Annotated in this window: 19 protein-coding genes; 1 reads left to right on the top strand and 18 read right to left on the bottom strand. The window is 59.2% G+C overall.

All coding sequences use genetic code 11. The features are described 5' to 3' along the window. Nucleotides 1-31 precede the first annotated feature (31 nt). The 6 genes from I2D57_RS05220 to I2D57_RS05195 all read right to left on the bottom strand — a co-directional run bounded on the left by I2D57_RS05220 (nt 32) and on the right by I2D57_RS05195 (nt 10,109). A complete protein-coding gene (locus I2D57_RS05220) occupies nt 32-3,073 on the bottom strand; it encodes a SpaA isopeptide-forming pilin-related protein (RefSeq protein ID WP_195361727.1) in 3,042 nt (1,013 codons plus the stop codon). A 681-nt stretch (nt 3,074-3,754) separates the two neighbouring features. Then, on the bottom strand, nt 3,755-4,576 hold the full coding sequence (locus I2D57_RS05215) for an HAD family hydrolase (RefSeq protein ID WP_195361726.1): 822 nt from the start codon (nt 4,574-4,576) through the stop codon (nt 3,755-3,757). A 223-nt stretch (nt 4,577-4,799) separates the two neighbouring features. Next, on the bottom strand, nt 4,800-6,086 hold the full coding sequence (locus tag I2D57_RS05210; RefSeq protein WP_195361725.1) for an MFS transporter: 1,287 nt from the start codon (nt 6,084-6,086) through the stop codon (nt 4,800-4,802). Nucleotides 6,087-6,479: 393 nt separating this feature from the next. Next, nucleotides 6,480-7,775 (bottom strand): molybdopterin-guanine dinucleotide biosynthesis protein B, encoded by a 1,296-nt coding sequence (gene mobB / locus I2D57_RS10100; RefSeq protein ID WP_195361724.1) that lies wholly within the window; start codon nt 7,773-7,775, stop codon nt 6,480-6,482. A gap of 4 nt (nt 7,776-7,779) precedes the next feature. Beyond that, nucleotides 7,780-8,835 (bottom strand): GTP 3',8-cyclase MoaA, encoded by a 1,056-nt coding sequence (gene moaA / locus I2D57_RS05200; RefSeq protein WP_271748792.1) that lies wholly within the window; start codon nt 8,833-8,835, stop codon nt 7,780-7,782. Between the two features lie 236 nt (nt 8,836-9,071). Beyond that, complete coding sequence (locus I2D57_RS05195) at nt 9,072-10,109, bottom strand: hypothetical protein (protein WP_195361723.1); 1,038 nt, start codon at nt 10,107-10,109, stop codon at nt 9,072-9,074. A 319-nt stretch (nt 10,110-10,428) separates the two neighbouring features. Between I2D57_RS05195 and I2D57_RS05190 the strand changes: the two genes are divergently transcribed. Beyond that, nucleotides 10,429-11,775, top strand: a complete 1,347-nt coding sequence (locus tag I2D57_RS05190) for an MATE family efflux transporter (RefSeq protein WP_195361722.1) — start codon at nt 10,429-10,431, stop codon at nt 11,773-11,775. Nucleotides 11,776-11,912: 137 nt separating this feature from the next. Here the strand turns inward: I2D57_RS05190 and I2D57_RS05185 are convergent, their stop codons facing one another. The 12 genes from I2D57_RS05185 to I2D57_RS05130 form a co-directional block, all read right to left on the bottom strand. Beyond that, nucleotides 11,913-12,248 carry a type II toxin-antitoxin system RelE/ParE family toxin gene (locus I2D57_RS05185; protein ID WP_117745690.1) on the bottom strand — a complete coding sequence of 112 codons (336 nt, stop codon included), beginning with the start codon at nt 12,246-12,248 and terminating at the stop codon, nt 11,913-11,915. Beyond that, nucleotides 12,238-12,507 carry a type II toxin-antitoxin system prevent-host-death family antitoxin gene (locus tag I2D57_RS05180; RefSeq protein WP_117635874.1) on the bottom strand — a complete coding sequence of 90 codons (270 nt, stop codon included), beginning with the start codon at nt 12,505-12,507 and terminating at the stop codon, nt 12,238-12,240. The genes I2D57_RS05185 and I2D57_RS05180 overlap by 11 nt, the downstream gene beginning before the upstream one ends. 108 nt (nt 12,508-12,615) lie before the next feature. Further along, a complete protein-coding gene (locus I2D57_RS05175; RefSeq protein ID WP_195361721.1) occupies nt 12,616-13,038 on the bottom strand; it encodes a PIN domain-containing protein in 423 nt (140 codons plus the stop codon). Then, nucleotides 13,035-13,427, bottom strand: a complete 393-nt coding sequence (locus I2D57_RS05170; RefSeq protein WP_195361720.1) for a type II toxin-antitoxin system Phd/YefM family antitoxin — start codon at nt 13,425-13,427, stop codon at nt 13,035-13,037. The genes I2D57_RS05175 and I2D57_RS05170 overlap by 4 nt, the downstream gene beginning before the upstream one ends. A gap of 295 nt (nt 13,428-13,722) precedes the next feature. Beyond that, the gene (gene ligA, locus I2D57_RS05165; protein ID WP_195361719.1) at nt 13,723-15,951 is read right to left on the bottom strand and encodes an NAD-dependent DNA ligase LigA; all 2,229 of its coding nucleotides are present in this window, start codon (nt 15,949-15,951) and stop codon (nt 13,723-13,725) included. A 448-nt stretch (nt 15,952-16,399) separates the two neighbouring features. Beyond that, nucleotides 16,400-17,860 (bottom strand): S1C family serine protease, encoded by a 1,461-nt coding sequence (locus I2D57_RS05160; RefSeq protein WP_195361718.1) that lies wholly within the window; start codon nt 17,858-17,860, stop codon nt 16,400-16,402. Between the two features lie 206 nt (nt 17,861-18,066). Next, complete coding sequence (locus tag I2D57_RS05155) at nt 18,067-18,729, bottom strand: response regulator transcription factor (protein WP_195361717.1); 663 nt, start codon at nt 18,727-18,729, stop codon at nt 18,067-18,069. 50 nt (nt 18,730-18,779) lie between these two features. Beyond that, a complete protein-coding gene (locus I2D57_RS05150; protein ID WP_195361716.1) occupies nt 18,780-20,117 on the bottom strand; it encodes a glutamine synthetase family protein in 1,338 nt (445 codons plus the stop codon). A 133-nt stretch (nt 20,118-20,250) separates the two neighbouring features. Next, on the bottom strand, nt 20,251-20,622 hold the full coding sequence (locus I2D57_RS05145) for a HepT-like ribonuclease domain-containing protein (protein ID WP_148346544.1): 372 nt from the start codon (nt 20,620-20,622) through the stop codon (nt 20,251-20,253). Continuing rightward, complete coding sequence (locus tag I2D57_RS05140; protein WP_195361715.1) at nt 20,609-21,103, bottom strand: type II toxin-antitoxin system RelB/DinJ family antitoxin; 495 nt, start codon at nt 21,101-21,103, stop codon at nt 20,609-20,611. Before I2D57_RS05140 ends, I2D57_RS05145 begins: the two co-directional genes overlap by 14 nt. Before the next feature lie 42 nt (nt 21,104-21,145). Further along, nucleotides 21,146-22,168, bottom strand: coding sequence for a LacI family DNA-binding transcriptional regulator (locus tag I2D57_RS05135; protein WP_195361714.1), 1,023 nt, complete (start codon nt 22,166-22,168; stop codon nt 21,146-21,148). A 125-nt stretch (nt 22,169-22,293) separates the two neighbouring features. After that, nucleotides 22,294-22,986, bottom strand: a complete 693-nt coding sequence (locus tag I2D57_RS05130) for a GntR family transcriptional regulator (protein ID WP_117745681.1) — start codon at nt 22,984-22,986, stop codon at nt 22,294-22,296. Between the last annotated feature and the right edge of the window lie 171 nt (nt 22,987-23,157).

Raw genomic sequence — 23,157 nt, 5'->3', positions numbered from 1 at the left:
TCTATCTACATGCGCCATCAGACGAATCGTCCTAGCGGCGCTTTGTAGCGATCCAATACGCTCCCGCGGCGATACCGCCCAGAAGCATGAGACCGGCGCCCACGAGGAGCATGGAGTTCTCGGTCCAACCCGCGCCGGTGAGCGGGAGGTCCGTGAGGACTTTCACGTTGGTGAAGGTGGAGGCGGGGATGGCGTTGGGCTCGGCGTCCTTGCCGATGGTGTTACTCACAGTATTGCCCATGTCGTCCTTCACCTGCGTGACCGTGGTGGAGGTGGTGAGGCCGGTGTACTTGCCGGTCTTCTCGTCCAAGACGGCTTTCACGGTGACGGCCACTTGGTACTCGGCCTTGGAGTAGCGGAGCTTGTCGATGGCATCGGCGTCGGGCGCGACCTCCTTCACCGTGTAGGTGTAAGTCTTGGCGCCCGTCGGGTTCGAAGCGTCGTTCGTGGCGAGGTACTCTTTGGAGAACGAGATTTCGCCAAAAGATGCCTCGATGTCGTTGACCTTGGTGGAGTCTGCGGGAGCGACGGAAATAGTCTTCGAGTCAGGCATAGGAGCGCTATCCTTATTTGGCCCCGTAGCCTCGATGCTGAAGTCGAACGCAACGTATTTACCGCTGGAATCCTTCGGCCAGTCCGTATTACGGACGGATTTAATCACCGGGATTTTCACGGACGTAACGGAGCACGAGTCGGAGATGTACGTAATGCCATCAACGATGTTCGGCTGCTCGTTCTCGATCCACGTAATGGAGCCGCTTGTGCTGTCCACCGTGAACTTGTAGGTGTTCTTGTTCAGTTCGTAGCCAAACGGAGCCTGGGTCTCCGTGAGCGTGTACGTGCCCGGCAGCAAATCGGCCAATGTGAACTTGCCATCCTTGGCGTCGGTATCGGCCCAAGTGGTTTCGCTCGGAGTCGATTGGTCACTCACGGTCCAGGACTGCGCCTCAGTCAAGCCATCGGCACCCAGTTTCGCAAGCTTCCACTCGGAACCAGCCAAAGGAGTGTGTTCTGCATCGTCCTTCTCCACCTTGGCCCAAGACACCGTACCGGTGATCTTGGTGTTGGCGATGGCACCCGTGGTGTTAGAAGGTGTGAACGGAACCTCGTTCCCGTTCTCATCCACGTAGCCCTGGACATAGTTCACCGACTCACCAGCATTGTTCATGGTTGCGTAGTAGATCTTGTCCGAAACCTGGTAACCCTCCGGCGCCGTCTCCTCTTTGATGTAATAGGTGAATGCCGGATTAGAATCCGAGATCTCCTTACTCGGATCGGCCTTCTGGTTCAAATAGTTGAACTGAAGCTTGCCATCAGTAGAAGCGTAATCGTTGGCAGCGCCATCCGTTACCGTAACGATGGGACCCGTCCCGTTCTTGGCATCTTTGACAGTGCCGTATATCGTCCACGAGGAACCGGGAAGCAGCTTAGTACCATCCGCAGCGTCGACCTTGCTCCATGCAATGGAGGAACCGTCCGGTGTATACGAGCCAGACCACGGGAAGTTGTGACGCTCCTGGTCCATATCGATAACGGAAGCCGAGTTACCCTCACCAAATGCTGCGGCAACCTTCGGGCTGTTCATTGAGAAATCGGCGCCGGCGTACACACGACCATTGGTGGTCACATGGTCGTCGAAGCTTCCGTTGGGAACGAGAATCGATCCGATCATAGCCGCCGCAGGATCGTCGTCAGTCCACTTGGCACCGGTAGTTGCGCCATCGTATTCCCAGTCCGCGCGGTCCTCTCCCGCGATGCCGCCCCGAATGGTAAGGCTTTGCGTATCGACAAAGTTCCACATGATGGACTGGGAAGCCGTCGCGTATGCTTCACCCAGTGCCTTGCCGGAATATTGAGTTTCGTAACCACGCGAAATCTCGATGCCGTTCCACCAAAAGCGCCAGCCATTGTGGAACTCAATATTCGAAGATCCGGTAACGTTCACAACAACCGAGGCGCCCTCGGGAATGTCCTCGAATGCGAAATCAACGCCACGATAATACTCGTTGTTGTATGTATTGCTCAGCTGAGAAGCATCGATGGTGAACACCTGCTGCATAGAGGTGTTGTCGCCCTTAAACGTGATAAGACGCTCGCTATTCTTGAATTGCTTACCATTGAGCGACGTATCGGCGCAGTCCTCATTGATGGTCTTATACGACCCATCAAACACCAGGCCATAGCTACAATCCGTATTGTTGTACTTGTTGATGATGTAGCGGTTGTCCTTATCGCACGCCGGAGCAACGCCGTAGCTCACTTTGCCCGTCTTCGCAAACGAATTCAACTGATTAGAAAGCGTGTTGAGATAGCCTGTCTCTCCGCTGTAATTCGAATAATCCTTGCCATTAATGTCCTTGAGGAAGTTAACTTGGTTGAACAGAGTACTGTCCTGAGCGTTCTCGCCCGCGTACCAATAACCCTGGGTTTTCACCACAGACTGGCGCCCGTTATTAGTATTCCAATAGGTAATGGGACCGGCGATCTTCGCGGTGTAGTCATAGCCAGCGGAGTCAGCCGTTCTCGCTTTGCCGACCCAAGCGCCTTTGTTCCAAGCGCCAACGGTAGTCTTCCCCGGCAAGTCGCCGCTGTAACCAACGCTCATGTTGGTGATCGCACTGTCGATTCCAGCCACCGCAAGCACGGTGCTGCCGTCGACAGGACGGAACTGGGAACCAAAACCAACGGTGCCAAAGCGGAAACCAGCGCCAATACCTTCATAGGGCCAGCTCTCTTTGAGTGGATTCATGGCAAGCTTGCCACGGACCACGGTAAGGCCCTCCGCCTCAGCGGCATATGAGCCGGCGGGGGCGTTGCTCGCATCAAGAGTTTTAGTGTTGCTCGGTTTACCACCGATGTACATGTCGCGGCCGACGTAGGTGGCCACGCCGGGATCGGGGGTAGAGACATCGATATTCGTACCGATGCCGATAGGCGTGGGCTTGTAGATGCCCTTGTTCACAGTGGTAGCCGCGCTCGCAGAGGTGGCCGCGCTGAACGGGGACAGCAGCGTGCTTGCAACGAGAACAGTTGCCATAAAGCTACATGCGGCGAACTTCTTCACTTTGAGCACCCCATTACAGTTTCCTCGGTAGAAACTGTCTGGGTGTCGCTGGCGATGGCCTGCGAGATCGGGGGCATAACGAGCGACAGTACCAGGCTCAAAACGGAAGCTCCGCACAAAACACCTGCTAGCACACGATGTGCCGCTTTATTGTTCTGCTTAGATTTGTCTGAATTCGCTTTCATCGATGTCTCCTCCCCAAGAGACCGCGATCTTGCTCTTTCACAATCAAACGTATCTGCGCAACCTGTAATTGCGCACGTTTAGTAATCCATATTGTAACGATTGTTTGAACATCTGAGCAACAAAACCGACAATTTTGTAGCGAATTCTCAATTCTCTTGACATTTTCTCAGATTTACCTTCGTTTATTCGCTATTTATTTTTTGTTTCTACTGGTAATTTAGTTGCCTATCCATTTTTTAATGGCATTAGATTAATTTGCACAACATTTTGCTCAAGAGCAAGCATCCTGTGAACAGTCGAAAGCGACCATGAGCGGTAGGACATTTACCGAGAGGAATATCCTACCAAACTGATGAGAATATCTTAAACCCATCGGTGGTTTGAAGCATGGTGTTCAGACAACAATATTTGAATTTTCACACAGATTTTCGGTATCAATTCGCCCAAATCGCCTGAGGCCACCACAAAGGCACCTGTCCCCTTTGCGGTGGTTCTGCCCCAACGCTACAGCAAGTGTTCCTCGATAAAGATCGCGATGCCGTCTTTGTCGTTGCTCGCGGTTACAAAATCGGCGGCGGCACGGGTGGCATCGCTGCCATTTGCCATGGCCACGCCCACACCGGCGTCAGCCACCATGCAGGTGTCGTTGTCCGCATCGCCAAACACGCAGATGTCCTGGAGCTCCATGTCGTTGAGCTCCGCCACGCGCACAAGGCCGCGCGTCTTGGACACGCGCGGATCCATGAACTCGTAGAGCCGCTGCGTGGTTTGCAGAGCCGCCGCCTTAACAGTGTCATCGGCAAACGTCGACGCCCGCTCAATCACCCGCGGCATTACCTCGGGCGCCATGGTAAACATCACCTTGGGCTGCGGCTCGCGCAAGAACTCGGCAAAATCGACCACCTGGTAGGGCACGCCGTCGACGCGCGACAGGTGCTCGACGCACGCGTTGCTCTCGGGCACGTAGAACACGCCGTCTCGGGGGCAGACGGGCGTTGCCGGAAGGTCCGCCATGTGCTTGCAGATGCGCGCGATGGTCTCGCCCGGCAGCGGATAGCTAGGCTCGTTGATGTCGTGCGCGCGGTCGATGACCTCGGCGCCACCGCAGCCCACCATCACGTCTACCAGGCCTTCGATACCCCAGAGCTCGTACATGGCCTCGGTCGCGTGGGCGTCGCGCCCGGTGCACAGGCCAAAGAGCACGCCGCGCTCGCGCAGGGCGCGAATCGCCGCCACGGTGCGCGGAGACACCGTGTGCTGGCTCGTGAGCAGCGTGCCGTCGATATCGCAGAACACGGCTTTGATGTGGCTGAAGGTGGTGTCCATGGGGGCCTTTCTGGGTTGTGCGGCGGTGTGGGGTGTATTCGTGAACGGCGTACATGGTATACCAAGGCACAGGCGCGACCTGTCAAAGCAAAAACCACCACAAAGGAGCCTGGCCCCTTTGTGGTGGCCGAACCCGAAGGGTGACCTGGCCGGAGCGCAAACCATCACATCATTCGACTTTTTTCGGCAAAATCGCGATTTTCGCTGAATGTTGTGATGGTTTTTACGGCTTTGCGGCACGATCCAAGTGCCAGCGACCAAACAGCAGCAACGCCGCGGGAACCGTCGTCACGACCATGCCCGCCCCGATGAGCGTCTGCTGCACACCAAACGTCGCCGCCAGCCACGGGGCAATCGCCAGCGGGGCCACGCCGGCGAACATGTTGCCAAAGCCCATGACCGAGTTGACGCGACCGAGCTGCTCGAGCGGAGCCGTCGTTTGCACGATCGTGTTGTGGAGCGGGTTGACGACGCCCCAGGCCACGCCAAGGACAATCTGGCCGACAAGGGCTACGCCCACGTACGGCGTCCCCACATAGAGCAGACTTCCCAGGCCCACGGACATAAGTGCCACGAGCAGCGTTTTAAGGTTAACCAAGTGCGGCGGCAAACGGAGCGCGGCCACGGCGCCCAGCACCGCGCCCACGCCCGAGGCCGACGAGAGCCAGCCCATCCATTCGACACCGACGTGCAGGACATCGCGGTAGAAGAACGACTCCAGCGGGTCGAAGGCGCCGTAGCCAAAGTTTGAAAGGAAAATAATGCAGAACAGCAGGGCGAGGGCGCTGTTGGTAAAGACCGTCTTGATGCTGGTCGCGAAGGTTGCGCGGGAAGATGTGTTGGGGTCGGGGCTTTGGCTGACCTTATCCGACGTGATGTCGCCGATTGCGGGTTTGCCTTCGTGTGTGGCGGCCTGACCTGCACTTTGCCTAAAGCCCCAACCGGCGACGAGCGCCAGTACGGTAAAGATCATCATGAGCACGAACACCGCGCGCGACGACGCAGTCGCCGCGACAAAGCCGCCCAGTGTGGGGCCAACGATGATACTCACGTTTGAAAACATGGCGATGGCGGAGTTGATGTCTTTGAGCTCGACAGGATCGTCGGTGAGGTAGGCCGGATAGGACGTGGCGATGGGCTGGGCAAACCCCATCACAAAGCCCAGGAGCACCGCGCCGGCAAGGACTGTTTCGGTCGCGCTGCCAAAGGCGAGAATTGCCGCGCCGGTTGTCAGCGCGCCGACGATGCTCAGCAAAAAATGGCGGCGCGGGCCCAAAGCGTCGAGCGCCGCTCCACCCGCAAAGGACCCCAGGATCACGAAAACGTTCATAAAAAGGACGGCCAGCGATGTTGCGACGACCGAGGCATCGTCCGCATAGGTGAGCGTTCCGATGACGCCGATAAAGTAGCTGGTCTGAAAACCGGTGTAGATGAGAAAGCGCATCGCCACCAGGCGCTTGGCCTGCACGGACAGCGATGATTGAGGCTTTGAGAAAAGAGAGGCGAGCATGGAGACTCCTTGTTTCATGCGAATACGGGCGGCGGGCATTCACCACCGTCTGTCAAATCAATCTATCCGCATGAAACATTAAGGACGCATCAAGCCCCTTCTCTCCGTTTTCCGCCCGTCATGAACCACTTGGTAGATTGTAAGGCATGTCCCACACATCTACCAAAGCAAAAACCACCACAAAGGTGCCTGGCCCCTTTGTGGTGGAAGTGACGTTTGCCCAGATAAAACCTGCCGAAATTAACCTGTCCCTTTTTGGCATGTTATGGCAGCGCAGCGAGCCGGTTCCAAGTGCCCCAGGTCGCCCCGAAAGAGGAGCGACGCGTACTTTGGTACGCGAGCGACGGCTTGAGGGGCGAGATGGGGTGCTTGGGGCCGGCGCAGCGTCGAGCCTTAAAGATGGTCTTGGATAAGATCACAGATGGCTCGGGCGTCGTTGATGTTGACGGCTCGGGTCGCAAAGCCTGCGTCGAAGGCCTGACGCGCCAGGGCCTCGTTGCAGGCAAGGGCCAGCGTGTGACCGTCGACCAGGTCGAGCGAGCTCTTGCCGCGCAGACGGTCGACACCGGAGCGCGCGACCACGATGTTGTCGAAGCCCTCGGTCTTGTAACCCTCGATGATCACCACGTCGACATCGTTGTAGCGCGACAGCAGCTCGCGCGCGGGCATCTCGTCCTCCTCGCGCGTATCGGCGTACTCCGCCCAGCGCGTGGCGCAGATGAGCCCCACGTGCTTGGATCCCGCTTGGTGATGACGCCAGGTGTCCTTAGCGGGTACATCGATATCAAAGCCGTGATGCCCGTGATGCTTGAGCGAACCCACGCGCAGGCCGCGGCGGGTGAGCTCGGCGATAACCTTCTCGACAAGTGTGGTCTTGCCCGAGTTTTGGTAGCCGATAAACGCGATCGCGGGGACGGCCGGGGCCGGAGCTGCGGGCGCGATGGCGACGGGCGTGCTCGCGGGCGCGGCACCGTCAGCGGCCACGGCCTCAACGGCAGCGGCCTGACGCTCTGCGCGGTCCCACACGCCCGAGCGGCCGCCCTCCTTGTGCAGCAGGCGCACGTCGACGATCTCCATGCCGCGATCGACGGCCTTGCACATGTCGTAGATGGTTAGGCACGCGGCACTCGCGCCGGTCAACGCCTCCATCTCGATACCCGTCTTGCCCGTCACGCCGGCCGTAACCAGTACGTGAAAGCCAACCTGCCCGTCCGCGCGCGCCGGCGCCCAGCCCTCGGGCACGTCCTCGGCCGGCGTCCCCGCCGGAGCGATGGGCACAATGTCGCACTTGCTCTTGGTAATGAGCAACGGATGGCACATGGGAATGATGTCGCTCGTGCGCTTGATGGCCATGATGCCCGCCACGCGTGCGCAGGCAAGCACGTCGCCCTTTTTGGCGCGGTCCTGCAGCACCATGGCCTGCGTCTCGGGATGCATGAGGATGGTGCCCTCGGCGATGGCGATGCGATGGGTCTCGGCCTTGTCGGACACGTCGACCATGCGTACCTCGCCCTTGGCGTCCACGTGCGTCAGCTTGTCGCGACGGGCGTCACGGGCGGGCTCGGTGGCAGCGCTGGCAGCCGGCTGCGCGCCTGCAACGGCATCGCTGTCCGCAGCCGTGACTTTGTGGGCAGACATCGCGGCCCTGCGAGCGGCCTTGGTGGCATCGGCGTACCTGCTCTTGGCCATATGATCATCCTCCGATTTGAGACATAAATCGTTGCGTGCCCTCAATTATCGCGTGTTCCTGCGGTTTGTGGGCCACGGCATGGCGCCAAATCGAAAGTACCTGCATATCATCACCACGGCGCAGCGCCTCACGCACCGAATACTCGGCATCGCTGAACAGGCACGGACGCACGTTGCCATCGGCCGTCAGGCGCAGGCGGTTGCAATTCGCACAAAAATGGTTGGACATGGCGCTAATAAAGCCAACCGTTCCCGCCGCGCCCGGAAAGCGCCAATAGCGCGCAGGGCCCGCGCCGGCAGGAGCGTCGTTGATGTCGAGCGGCTCGAGCTCGCCCAGCCCCGCCGCGGCGGCCCCGGCATTGATGCGCGCCCGCAGCTCATCGCTCGGCACGGTATCGCTCGCGTCCCACAACTCGGGATTGAGCGCGGGCGCATGCGGGTCCACAGCGCAATGCGAGCTCGTGCGCTCGTCACCGATGGGCATGTATTCGATAAAGCGCAGGTGGATGGGACGGTCGAGCGTAAGCCGCGCGAGGGCCGCCACATCCTGGTTGAGCCGGCGCACAACAACGCAGTTGACCTTAACGGGCCCAAAGCCCCAAGCCAGTGCCGCGTCGATGCCTGCCATGGTCTGCTCGAGCCGACCCAGGCGTGTGATCTTTTCAAAGAGCGTAGGGTCGAGCGTGTCGAGCGAGATGTTAACGCGGTTAAGTCCCGCCTCTTTGAGCTGCGGCGCCAGCTTGGGCAGCAGGGCGCCGTTGGTGGTGAGCGAGATATCCTCGATCTGCGGGATCGCGCGGATGTCGCGAATGAGCGGAATAATACGGCGGCTGACCAGCGGCTCGCCGCCCGTCAGACGCACGCGGCGAATGCCCTCCCCCGCCACCAAGCGCACAAAGCGGGCGATTTCCTCGGCGCTGAGCAGCTCGTCGTGCGCGCGGGGCGCCACGCCATCGGCCGGCATGCAATAGATGCAGCGGAAATTGCACTTGTCGGTAACGGCAATGCGCAGGTAGTTGATATCGCGGCCAAAGCCGTCATGTTGCACGCGCCCGTCCACGCAGCCCTCCCCTCACGCGGCATTTTTATTCTTCGGAAAACATAATACCCCACGAGAGAATCATGCCGACACCCGTACGACAGGACAGGCCGCTTCGAGCAAGACGAACTAACCAAGCCCATCCTCAACATGCAAACCATCACAACATTCGATGCTTTTCCCGTTTTTGGCAAAAAACGTCGAATGTTGTGATGGTTTGCCTGCCCACGGCACCCCGCAGAAGGACCAAAGCGCCCCTAAAGGCCGCCGTCCCAGTGCCGAATCACGAATTCTCGCAGGTCATTTTGACGTTTCTGGAACGCTTCGCTTCGGTCGCACTTGAGACCCATAGCGAGCGCGATGGCGTTCATCGCCCGGTGCAATTGCAGCTGGTGGGCAAACTGAGTCCCGGTGAGGACGATCATCCTAAAGCCCAGCGCGCTCAGCACGGTCATACGCTCCGCATCCGACGCGCTGCGCTGTTTATCAAGATGATCCGAGCCGTTGTATTCAATCCCCGTACCGCTCGCAGGCGCATATACGTCAATCTCGAAATACCCGGCCTTTGCGAGATACTTGAACTCGCTGGGAACATCGACCCGATGGTTGAGCTCGATCTTGGCGTATCCCAGCCCGCCCTGGGAACGTTTTGCTACAACCATGATTGCGGTGGCCGTCTCCATGGGCGACCGCGCGCCATCGTGCACGCGCTTGAGCGCGGCGGCCGCGCGTATAGCCCCCTGACGAGATCGGTTCTCATTGCAATAAGCGATCAAGTCGGCAACGGTATACCTCTGCCCCATCTCGATATAGTCGCCTGTCGACAGGTGATTCAAATGGTATCGGGCGCAGATTTCATACCCATATTCCAGCTGCTCGGACTCACTCATCCACGAACCCGCTTGGACAAAGCACATGACCTCATCAACCACCAGAAGGCCTTCTGCCACCTCGATAAGATGGCCTGGAGGTACCGGCGCTCCAAACACGTGGCACCTAAATCCAGCCGGCGTCGAGCGCTCAAAATCGAAGTTGACGAGCGTGTCGATATGATCGAGCTCTTCTCGTGGAATACCAAGCGAAACCAGATAGTCGGCAACGATCCCAACTGCCGTTGAAGCCCTCAGCCCTTTGGCATCAAGTCCCAATTTGGGCAGGCTCGCGGTCGGCTCCGCCTCGTTAGCAAGCGAGTCCTCATCGTATAGGCTGCTTGCTCGCGAGAGCGGCTCGGACGGGCGCGCCACGTTGTGGTACAGCCAGGCAGTCTTATGGGACAGGACGATCGGCAGGTCCATGAGCCCTCCAATGGAGTCGGATAACCAACCTTATTCCCCTGCCCACGGGTCCGCACACCTTCGTGCGTAAGAAAGCGATTCCACCCGGTCGAGTGGCAGAAAAACCATCACAACATTCGATGCTTTTCCCGTTTTTGGCAAAAAACGTCGAATGTTGTGATGGTTTGAGTCGAGGTGAGGGGCACGGAGAGATCAAGGCATCGTGCTCGAAGCGTGACCTTTTTCGCCCCACTACCAACACAAACCTTGACTCTACAATCGTTGTAGGGTTTTCACTACACTGGTAGCTAAACGAACCGAGCCAGAAAGTGCCCCGCCCATGGAACACGACCTCACACACGGCAATGTCCTCAAGACCATCGCGGTCTTTGCCCTGCCCTATATGCTCTCGTACTTTTTGCAGATGCTCTACGGCATGGCCGATCTGTACATGATGGGGCAGTTTAGCGGCGCTGCCGGCATCACCGCCGTGGGCAATGGCGCTCAGACGCTCTATATCATTACCGTGACGCTCGTGGGCCTAGCCATGGGAACGACGGTCATCGTCGGCCACGCCGTGGGTTCGCGTCGCTTCGACCGCGCCGAGACCGCCATCGGCAACACCATTACGCTCTTTATGGGCGTCTCGGTGGTGCTGGCTGCTGTCCTGTTTGCATTGTGTCCGCAGGTTGTAGCGCTCATTGGCACGCCGCCCGAGGCAGTCGAAGGCACCGCCGCCTACCTGCGTATCTGCTTTGTCGGCATTCCGTTTATCGCCGCATACAACATTCTCTCGGCCATCTTTCGCGGCCTGGGCGATTCGCGCTCGCCCATGTACGTGATTGGCGTGGCGTGCATCATCAACATCGCGCTCGATTTTCTGTTTATCGGCCACATGGGACTCGGCCCCGTGGGCGCGGCGCTCGGCACGGTAACCGCCCAGACGGCCAGTGTTGCCCTCGCGCTCGTGTGGCTCAGGAGCCGCCGCACGAACATCCATGTTAAGCGCAGCGACCTGCGCCCCCAGCCCGAGGTGCTCGGTAGTATTCTTAAGATCGGCGTGCCCGTGGCCGTGCAGGACGGCTGCATCCAGGTGGCGTTTATGTTTATCACCGTCATCGCCAACCACCGAGGGCTCGTCGACGCCGCCGCCGTGGGCCTGGTCGAGAAGATGATCAGCTTTTTGTTCATTGTGCCGAGTTCCATGGGCGCCACCGTCAGCGCGCTCACGGCGCAGAATGCCGGCGCGGGCAAGGGCGACCGCGCGCGTCAGGTGCTCAAGGACGCCATGACGATCTCGGTGGTGTACGGTTGCCTGATCACGGTGCTGATGTGGCTGGTGGCGCCGGCGTTTATTGGCTTTTTTGCCAAGGACCCCGCGGTGGTCGCCGCCGGCACCGGCTATATGCGCAGCTACATTTTCGACGCAATTTTTGCCGGCATCCACATTTGCTTTAGCGGCTTTTTCGCTGCATACGGCAAGAGCTACATCGGCTTTGCGCACAACGTGCTGGCCGTGGCGCTCATTCGCGTGCCCGGCGCGTGGCTACTGTCGAACGCCTATTCCGATACGTTGTTTCCCATGGGCATCGCTTCGCCGTGCGGATCGATTTTGTCGGCAGTCATCTGTGTTGTCGCGTTTACCGTGCTCAACCGGCGCGGGGCTTTTGACAAGTTGGCAGCGTAGCGGGGCAACGCGAAATCGCCCTGATCGACGACATCATCAGCGACGACCCCACAACCTACGTGACGCAGATCACGGTGCCGGTTGTCCCTGCAAAGTAAGAACCGCCCGGAAGGCATCGCGCTTCCAGGCGGTTCTTACTAATCATCATCCAGCAACTCGAATCGATTTCTAGATATCACCAATGCGGCATAATCTTGGCTTTGGTGAAAAACATGGGCAATCACAACGTCCTCGTTATCGTAGTAATAAAGCATTACATAAGAATTAACGAGGCAAGCATGGTAACCAAGCACTGCAAGCTCGGGTAACTTCGATAAGCCGTAGTCAACTACACCACTTTGAAGAAGCTGGAGCTGACTACGGTATTTATCAAGAAAGTGCCGGGCGGTAAAAATACCATGCCCCAATAGATAATCAACAATATCGTCAACTTCTTGTTCAGCTGTAGGCAGAATCTTGACGTTATAGGCCATATTTTGCCTCAAGGTCATCGAGGGCCTCAAAGGCATCACGCGCCGTGCCGGCAGCACGCTCCCGCTCGGCCACAGCTATACGAGCCATCAGGCGAGCCTTAGCCTGTTCCTGAACCATGAGGTCGTAGTCCTCGGATCGAAGTACAACAAATTTGCTATAGCCGTTTTTTGTAACAGTCACTGGACCAGTAGTAGTTTCAACGAGCTCCGAGAATTTCGCGGTGTCCCGCATATCTTTAATTGGAACGCAAACAGGCATGGCACACTCCTAACATAATTGTGTACATAATTATGAAGTATAGCTCAGCTAACGAGCGTCGGCTACAGGAGAACTACCATGTCGAGGACAGTCCCCGATATGGCGGTTTTACTCCTCCGGAATCGGAAACGCACGGATGAACTCTGCAGGCGAGAAGGTCTTGATGGTCGAGCGCACAAAAGCGGCGCGGTCACGCGTGATGATAAAGTCCACGCCGGCACGCTCGGCCATTGCACGGATACAGCCGTCCTCAAAGTCCGGCTCATCGGAATAGGCGGAGGTAAAACAAGCTTCTTGGTCGAGAGGCTCTACCGAGTAGCTCTTAAGACAGTCGCGCACTACCTCGCGGGCGCGCGCCTCGCCTGCCTGTTTAGTGAGAATGTAGTACGCGTCCTTGAGAGAGCAGGCCGAAACAACACCCTCGATAAGTCCCACGTCAACGAGCCCCTTGATCGTTTGCGCCGCTGCGTGCTCCGGCCGGCCCGGAAGCACGCAATCAAGCAGAAAACTGGTATCGAGAAATGCCCTCATAGGTAGCGCTCCCTCGCGACGCGCTTTTCATCTTCAACCGTCATCGTATCGAGCGGCGTTCCCTTTGGCATGTTAGCCACGATATCGAGATACTCCTGGTAGTCCTCATTCTCCGCAAGCATCTCGCGGATCTCCTTCCAGGTGATCTTGGGATGCCACATCGTACCCACGTCGCACTTGGGCTTGCCCGTGCCGCACGTCGGTTTTGCGCCCCCACGCTCCTGGGCAGCGTCATATTCCACCGCAACGGGGCTTTCATAGTCGAGCGGCACGATCTTGAACAACGGCTTGCTCCGCTTGAAGACCACAACCTCCTCGCCCTCATTGGCAACCTTTTCGGCCACCTGCGTAAGGTTTTGGCGCAGTTCCGAAAACGCGACGGTAACCATAACTGCTCCTCTCAACATATATCTTCACTGCTAAATATACACGTTAATGTTAATGTTTATATATAAAGACCGCCGCAATGGAGAACCGTCATTGTGAGGTCCCTCTGCCCTGCATGAATCTCTTATCGCTCTGGGGTGGCACCGGTTCGCAGGATCGCCCTCATCGACAATATCGTCAGCGACGACCCCGCGACCTACGTAACGCAGATCACGGTGCCGGTTGCCCCGTCCAAATAAGAACCGACCGGAAGGCATCATGCTTTCCGGTCGGTTCTTCAATTTGGTTATCGATGCACTAAGCCTGGGGCACCTGACCAGTAGCCAAGATTTGCTCGAGTGCGTCCTCGTCCAGCACGGGTACGCCCAGCTGCTCGGCCTTGGTGAGCTTGGAGCCCGCTTTGGGGCCGGCGACCAGATAGCTCGTCTTCTTTGAAACACTGCCCGAGACCTTGGCGCCAAGCACCTTGAGCGCCGCGCCCGCCTCGTCGCGCGTGCGGTTGACGAGCGTGCCGGTGAGCACGAAGGTCAGGCCCGCGAGCGGCTGCGCATCAGCAAGCTCGCCCGCCACGCCAGCATCGGCTGCGGCTTGCGCGTGCGCGGCGCCCAGGTCGACCTCGAGCGACAGACCAGCCTGACGCAGGCGCTCCAGCACGGCAAGGTTCTCGGGCACGGCCAGGAACTGCTTGACGCTCGCCGCAATCTTGGGACCGATGCCCTCGCACTCGGCAATATCCTCTTCGCTCGCCAAGATGAGCTTGTCAATCGACAGGAATCGCTCGGCGATAACCTCGCCCACGCTCTTGCCCACGTGGCGGATGCCCAGGGCAAACAGCACGCGACCGAGCGGCTGGCTCTTGGACTTGTTGAGCTCGGCGATGATTTTCTCGGCCGTCTTAAGGCCTACCGGAATGGGGTCGCCCTTCTTGACGCCCTTTTTGCTGTTGGAGCTGGCATAGGTACGCCCCGTGTCTAGCCCGGCGATATCGTCGACCGTGAGCTGGTAGAAGTCGGCGACGTCGTGGATCAGGCCGGCGGCGATCATCTTGTCGACGATCTCGTCACCCAGGCCGTCAACGTCCATGCAGCCGCGGCTCACCCAGTGGAGCAGACGCTCCTTGAGCTGCGCCGGGCAGTCGATGGACACGCAACGGTAGGCAACCTCGCCGTCCTCGTGGACCACGGGACTGCCGCACACGGGACAGACCTCGGGCATGTGCCAGTCGACCGAATCGGCCGGGCGCTTGTCGAGCACCGGGCCTACGACCTCCGGGATTACGTCGCCTGCCTTGTGCACGATGATGGTGTCGCCCTCGCGCACGTTTTTGCGGCGGATCTCGTCGATGTTGTGCAGCGTGGCGCGCGCGATGGTAGAGCCGGCGACCGTCACCGGGTCGAACTCGGCGACCGGCGTGAGTACACCGGTGCGGCCCACCTGGATGCGAATTTCGCGCAAGACGGTCTGCTTTTCCTCGGGCGGGAACTTAAAGGCAATGGCCCAGCGCGGCGCACGGGCGGTAAAGCCCAGGTCGAGCTGCTGCTGAAAGCTATCGACCTTTACGACCACGCCGTCGATGTCGTAGTCCAGGTCGCCGCGGTGCTCGAGCGCCTGGGCACAGAACTCGTGGACCTCGGCCGGTGTGGCGCAACGAGCCACGTTGGGGTTGACGCTAAAGCCGGCGCTACGCAACCAATCGAGGAACTCGCGCTGGCTGTGGACGTGCAGCGGGTCGGTATCGGCGATGGCGTAGATAAAGGTGGCCAGATCGCGGCGCGCCGTGACCTTGGGGTCTTTTTGGCGCAGGCTGCCGGCGGCGGCGTTGCGCGGGTTGGCGAAGGGGTCGCGGCCCTCGGCATCGGCCTCGTCGTTCAGGCGCACAAAGCTGCCCTTGGGCATATAGACCTCGCCGCGCACCTCAATGGTGCGCTCGCGGTCGGCGCCCATGTGGACAAGCGCTGGCTCGGACAGGTGCATGGGCACATCCTTGATGGTGCGCACGTTGAGCGACACGTCCTCGCCCGTGGTGCCATCGCCACGTGTGGCCGCACGTACGAAGGTGCCGTTTTGGTAGGTAAGGGCCACGCCCAGGCCGTCGATCTTGAGCTCGCAGGTATAGGTGACGCTACCGGCGCCGAGCGCATCCTCGGTGCGTTGGAGCCACGCGTCGAGCTCGTCCAGGTCCATGGCATCGTCCATGGAATACATGCGTGCCATGTGCGTGACCGGCGTAAACTGCTCGCTCACGTAGCCACCTACGCGCTGAGTATAGCTGTCGGGCGTCACCAGGTCGGGGTAGGTCGCCTCGATTTCCTGCAGCTCAACGAGCATTTTGTCAAAGGCGGCGTCCGTGATCTCGGGCGCATCGAGCATGTAGTAGCGATAGGCGTGGTAATCGAGCTCGTGGCGCAACTCGGCCGCACGCGCTGCCGCCTGGGCACGGGCGTCGACCGGTGCGGTGGCATCCGCGCTCGCGGGCGTTTCGGTATCGATGTCCACGCCGTCACCAAACAGCCTCGATTGCTCCATAGCGGCACTCCTTCGCTCGATTTCAAACGGATACTAGAGTACCACCGGTCGCAATGAGACCGAATAGCGGTCTCGAACCGCACCGAATCGGCAGCCGCCAGACTGGAGTGGACAGTTAGTTCAGATACGTATAAATCCTAGAGCTGAATCAGGCACGAACACCCCTGTTTCAACTAATTTGGGCTCCTCGAGACCATGTAAACGTCCCGTTCTCCCTTCCAAACACCCATTCGAGCCCCATCCCAATCAAAAAGTGCTCAAAACGCATCCCAAGCTGCCCCAGATTTATACGTATCTGAACTAACTGTCCAGACCATTCCGGACCAGGCCTCTTGTCAGCCCCAAGCGATCCGTTTTCCTCCGTCCCCAACGGATCAATAAGAAAAGAGGGGCTGTCCCACACTTGGCGGGACAGCCCCTCTGGCATCGGTATGAGCGAAACGGCTCGCTAGTAGCCCTGGCCGTAGCCTTGACCCTGGCCCTGCTGGCCTAGCAGCTCCTCCAGGTACTGGCGCAGCTGCTCGTCGGTAATACCGCCGTTGCCGGTGTCGGTCGCGCTGTCGTCCTGCTGCTGGTTCTGCAACTCTTCATCGGAGCCCAGCTCGACGGTGACCTTCTTCTCTTCCTTGCCGCGCATGAGCGTGATTTCGACTTTCTCGCCCACCTCGTGGCTGCGCAGCGCGATGATCAGGCCATCGGCGCTCGTAATCTCGTCGTCGCCCAGCTTGGTAATGACATCGCCCTCCTGAATGCCGGCCTTGGCGGCAGGACCATCCTCAACGACGCTCGCCACATACGCGCCGCTATCGGTGCTCAGCTTGTTGGTGCGGGCGTTAAGCGCATTGACGCTCGAAAGCGTAGCTCCCATGTACGGATGCACCGGCGTCTTGCCGTCGATGATCTGGTCGGCAATGTTCTTGGCGTAATTGACCGGAATGGCAAAGCCAACACCCGAGCTGGAGCCCGAGTAGCTCTCGATGAGCGAGTTGATGCCCACCAGCTCACCGTTGTCGTTGACGAGCGCGCCGCCGGAGTTGCCCGGGTTGATGGCGGCATCGGTCTGAATCATGTTGGCGTAGATAGTGTTACCGCTGGTAGAGCTCATGGCCGTGGAGCGATACAGCGCCGACACAATGCCCGTGGAGACAGACTGCTCGTTGCCGAACGGCGAGCCGATCGCCATAACCCACTCGCCAACGTTGAGCTTGGAGGAGTCGCCAATTTCGATCGGCGTAAGCTTGGAGGCGTCGGCGTCCTTGAGCTTGATGACGGCCAAGTCGCTCGAGGCGTCGTTGCCCACGAACTCGGCCTCGTAGGTGGTGCCGTCGTCCATGGTCACCACGTACTGGTCATAGGCATCGACCACGTGGTTGTTGGTGAGGATGTGGCCCTCGGTATCGAGCACCACGCCCGAACCGACACTGCCCGAGCTATCCGACTCGTCGGCAGACTGCGAAAGCGAGCCATTCTGGCTACCGCTCGAAGTGGCGGTGATGGAAACGACGGAGGGCAGGGCCTTGGCAGAAACGGCCTCGGCCAGCGTGGTGTCCTCGGAGTCGATCGTGATCTTTTGCGTCGACGAACCCGAAGCACCCGCCGTCACGGCATTCTTGCCGCCGCCGATATCGAGCGTGCCGCTCATAATGAGCGCAATGACCAGCAGGGCGCCGCAGGCACAGCCGGCGAGTGCCGTAATAAAGATCGGCAGCTTTTTAGTCTTGGTCTTGACCACCGTGTGCTTGTTTACAACCTGCTGACCGCCCAGCGGCTGGCCGGTCTGCGTGTCGTAGGCCTGCACATAGGGAATGTTGCTACCGGCAGGCGTCGACTCCACCTGCACACGCGGCTGCTGCTGGGTCTCGCCGGCGTTGCCCGCATCCTGGGGACGCTGGGAATCGTACTCGCTCATAGCTGCGATCCTTTCGTCAAATAACCAAAGGCCCGCCAAACATGTGGCGGGCCATCATTGTTCACGTTGAGTTGTACCCCAATATGCGGGCGAACGTGTATGAGAACGCAATCTTTTAGGAAGGCTTAAGTTCTGCTGCAGACCCGAAAGGACCCGGCCTACGGCAAAACCACCACAAAGGTGCCTGTCCCCTTTGTGGTGGAAATCTAGTCCTTAAACAGATAGCCCACGCCGCGGACGGTGGTGATGTGTGCCGCGATCTGCGGGCCTACCTTGGAGCGGATGCGTCGAATGTGCACATCGACGGTGCGCGTGCCACCGCAGTACTCAAAGCCCCACACGCGGTGCAGCAGCACCTCGCGGCTGTAGGCGCGGTTGGGGTGCGTCGCCAAAAAGCTCAGCAGCGAGTACTCCATCAGCGTCAGGTCGATGGGCTCATCATCGAGCGTCACCTGGTAGGTAGCCAGGTTAATCTCGAGGTTATCGATGTTGAGCACATCGTCGGCGGTGACGGTCTCCTCCTCGCCCATCAGGCGCTGCGCACGAGCCTTGAGCTCGTTGGGTGTCGCCGTGGGGCATACAAAGTCGGCATGCGCGTGATTGGGCAGGCGCAAGGTACCGAGCGCCTCGTCGTCGACGATCACCAACATGGGGACGCCGCCGCGGTCGTCAAGCCACTTGGCAATCTGATCGATACGGTCGCTGCGGATGCCATCGGAATCGAGAATCAGCAGGTCAAAGTCGTGCGCTGCAGTCGGCGAATCGGGGGTTGCCAGGCTCACCTCGACACCCAGGGTGGTCGTCAAGCTGCGGGCAAACTCGTGGAAGCGCGTCGTGCGCGCCATGAACAGGGCACTCTTATCGGACATATCGGCCTCCAAGGAAATGAGCTCAATCGTACTGAAACAAGCCAGCGCGATTAGGAGTTCGCCAGGTAGTGCTTAATCTCCCACTCGGTGATCGTAGACTCAAACTTATGCCACTCGTCGCGCTTCTTTTTAAGGAAGAAACTGTGGATGTGCTCGCCGAGGGCATCCTTCATAAACTGCGAGTCCTCAAACACGTCGAGCGCCTCTTTGAGCGAGCGCGGCAGCGGCGTGTAGCCGGCCTCGAGCATCTGACGGTCGGTAAGCTTGAGCGTCTCGGCCGTTGCCTCGGGCGGGAGTTCCAGCTTGCGCTCGATGCCGTCCAGACCAGCCGCCAGCGTGACGGCGTTGACCAGGTACGGGTTGGCCATGGGGTCGGGGCTACGAAGCTCGATGCGCGTGGACAGCTGCTTGCCGGGCTTGTAGACCGGAATGCGGACCATGCTCGCGCGGTTGCGCAGGCCCCACGTGGCGTACTGCGGCACGGAATCGCCGCCCGTGGTGATGCGCTTGTACGAGTTGACCGTGGGGTTAGTAATAGCGCTGATCTCGCGCGCGTGTGCCAGAATGCCGGCCATGTAGTGCTTGGCGATATCGGAGAGGTGATACTTCTCGTCGTCCTCGCCCCAAAAGACGTTGTTGCCGTCGTGGTCGAATAGCGACTGGCACAGGAACATGGCGCTGCCGTCCTCGCCCGCCAACGGCTTGGGCATAAAGGAGGCGTGGCAACCGCTCTCGTAGGCCTGCTGCTTAATGATGAGTTTGGCCGTGGTGATGGCGTCGGACATGCTCAGGGCCTCGGCGTGGCGCAGACTCATGCCGTGCTGCGAGCGGCCGGCGGCGTGGAAGGTGTACTCCACGGGCACGGACATCTTCTCGAGCGTGAGGACCGTGTTGCGACGCAGGTCGCGGGCGGCATCGCTTACCGAAAGATCGAAGTAGCCCACGTTGTCGAGCGGCTCGGGGGTGTGCTCGTCGGGGAAATAGTAATACTCCAGCTCGGCGCCCACGTTGAGCAGATAGCCGGCCTTCTCGGCCTTGCGGAACATGCGGCGCAGGGCATCGCGCGGGTCGCCGGCAAACGGCTTGCAATCGGGAGTGCACACGTCGCAGAACACGCGAGCGACGCCGTTGTGGCTCGGGCGCCACGGCAGAATCTGGAAGGTCGAAGCATCGGGGAATGCGAGCATGTCGGCTTCCTCGGGCGTGGCAAAGCCCTCGATGGCGGAGCCGTCAAAGCCAATACCCTCCTCAAAAGCGACCTCAAGGTCCTCGGGGCTAATGGCAAAGTTCTTGAGGCGGCCGAGAATGTCGACAAACCACAAACGCACAAAGCGGATGTCACGCTGCTCTACGGAGCGGAGTACGTAATCGATGTTCTGCTGGTTCATGTCGCTCCCCTTTCTTTCGGGCGGGTTTCGACTGGTCTATATCGCAGATACTATCGCAGAAAAATGTTTCCGCAGGGTTAAAGCGTATCAAGCGCTCAAAAAACGTGTGCGAACAGGCAGATATGACAAGTGACTATCGTTCAGATTCGGAGACAATTTGCCTACAGGCTCGTTCCAGCGCAGGGAACTCCATCGTCACTGCATCCCAAACAACCGAGCGGTCGACATTGCCGTAATCATGCGCAAGATAATTTCTCATGCCGATAATTCCACGCCATTCAATTTCGGGATGAAGCCGCTGCGAGCGTTCTGACAACTTGCCCGCCTCTTCCGTCACCCTAAGCGCACACATCAAAAGGGAGTCCGCCAACGCCCTTGTCCGCACGTCATTCGCATGCAGAAACTGATCCTCGGTGATATCAAAAACCTTGATGCGCTCGTTCGTTTCGGAGATGGCCTCCAAAACCTCTTGGGCGCGAAGGCAGTCTGACTTACGCGCGATCATAAAGGATCACTCCTTCGCGCTCGATCGCCGCGGCAAGATCGTCATCAAGACAGTCACTCGAGACGAGGTCGACCTGCCTCCCGGTTTCTTTGCGCACCGCCTCACCAAATGCCGACAGCGCGAAAAGACCAAAGCCCTGCTCGCGATCGACTTCGAGACGCAAGTCAATATCACTATCGGCATGAGCCTCGCCACGGGCATACGAACCAAAAAGAATCACGGTTTTGATGGCGGGAATCGAGCTGGCCGCCTCGCGGACGGCGGACTCAATCTGGGCAGTATCCAAAATGCCCGTCGCGGCGCTTTCGCTCGCAGAGCTTTTACCAAGTGAAGGAACAAACGGCAGAGAGCGCTCGCGCAGCATCTGCCTCATAAACATATTGACCGCAACAGACGAAGTCATGCCAAGCTCTTCGCACAGCTCAGCAAATGAGTCTTTAATTGACGAGTCCACTCGCACACTCAGCACAGACGCAGCCATGGATACCTCCTGTATGACATTGTCTATATATTATCACACAGACTAGCGAGAGGTCGAGGCGCGGTGTTCGATGTGGCCGGGGATCTCGATGCGTTTGGGCGCCAGCTTTGCGGCCTCACCCACCGTGGTGGTGACGACGTCGATGCGCTCGGACAGGCGCTCGACCACGCGCTCGGCGATGGTAAGGGTGTCTTGCGCGGCCGTGGTCACGCCGCCAAAGAGCACATGGTTCCAGGGGTAGTCGTCAAACGTCGCGATCTTGAGCCCTGCCGGCAGCGAGGGACCAAGCTGTGCCAGTGCCTCGGTCAGGCGCAGAAAGACCAGACCGTTGACGGCAATGAGGCCGAGCTTTTTACCTGCATAGCCGCGGATGGTCTCGTCCAAACGGCCAACGCCCGTGGCACCGCCATCGGCCAGGGTAACGACCTCGCCCGCAAGACCGCGGTGCAAAAGCTCGTCGGTAAAGGCCTCGGCGCGCTTGCGACGCACGGGGCTGTCGTCGCTTGCCTCGGTGAGCAGGCACAGGCGCTCGCTGCCAGCGGCGGTCAAGGCGTCTACCAGGCCGGCGACCAGCTCACGGTTGTTAGATGTCACCAGATCGACACCGCCGTCGGCAACGTCGCGGTCGAGCAGCACAACGGGCAGGCGCCCCGCGGCCGCGGCGATCGCCTTGTCGTTGCCTCCGCAGGTGTTGACGACCAGGCCGTCCACGCCGGCATCGATAAGTCTGGTGAGCGACTCGGCCTCCTTGGCGGGATCGTTGCCGCTAATGGCCGTCATGAGCGAGCAGCCGCGCGCGGCGGCACTGGCGGAGAGGCCCTCGAGCATAGCGCTGGAGAACGGGTTGGCGATGTCGGCCAGGATCACACCGATGAGGTTGGTGCGCGAGCTGCGCAGATTGCGCGCGGCAGCACGTGGGCGATAGCCGGTGCGCTCGATAACCGCCGCGATGCGAGCGCGGGTTTCCTCGGTCATCTGCCCGGGGCGGTTGTTGAGATAGCGCGAGACCGTGGCCGGGCTCACGCCCGCCTCGGCGGCAATGTCCTTGATTCTCATCTGCGCCATGGCGCACCCCGTTTCCCAATTGTCAGCAGTCTGAGCCATTTTAGGCATTTTTTTAAAAATCTCGGTTGCAAAACGCTGTAGGTGAGCAGCGTCGTTTTTACGTCTCGAGCAGATGCGATGATGGGCTAGATAGACGAGTCTTTAGGCAGCTCAAAGTAGTCGGGATGCAAGGCGATAACCGGGCCCTGCTCCTCGGGCATCAGGTGCAAGTGCGTCTCTGCCAGATAACTCGCCGCATCGGTATCGCCCCTCTTAATGGCCTCGAGAATCCGGCGATGCTGCCGACGAATCGGCTCCCAATCCAGATCCTGCGACACCATACGCAACCAGTTGTATCGCTCAAAATGCGTGTTGATGCTCTTCATCCAATCCCACAACATGTGACGATCGGCAATCTCAAAACATGTCTCATGGAACAAGTTGTCCAGATCGAAAAAGCGACGTGTTTCGCTATGGTCGAGTGACTCGGACTCGGCAAGAATCTGCTCAAGCCGCTGCTTTTGCTCGGGCGTAGCAGCCGAACAACATTTAATGAGCACGCTTCTCTCGAGCTTCTCGCGCAAGAAACAGGCGTTCTCGGCGCGCTCCATGCTGATTTTTGAGACATAAGTGCCGCTTTTGGGACGCGTTTCCACCAGCTCCTGCTCACGCAGGCGCACAAAGGACTCGCGAATGGGCGTGCGCCCGATTCCCGTCTCCTTTTCCAGACCAATCGCCGAAAGGCGCGTGCCAGGCTTGAGCTCGGCATAGATGATCTTGGAGCGCAATGCGTTGTATGCCTGGTCTTGCAGGCTCTGATAATGCTGGTGTTGTTCCATAAAGCCCTCGGATGAAGCCCACGGTTTGTCGAATATCACCACGTAATACTATCGCATCGACACGCCCCAGCTCCCAATCAGTCTTTTTGGGACGCCTTGATTATCGACTTCATCCGAACACCTCCCACATTCATCCGTACATGTACGGATGAATGTGGGAACCCGATACCC

Source organism: Collinsella aerofaciens, from assembly GCF_015553355.1.
GTDB classification, from domain to species: domain Bacteria; phylum Actinomycetota; class Coriobacteriia; order Coriobacteriales; family Coriobacteriaceae; genus Collinsella; species Collinsella aerofaciens_V.
The sequence above is the reverse complement of the archived record's forward strand: the minus strand, read 5'-3'. Positions and strand labels throughout refer to the sequence as shown.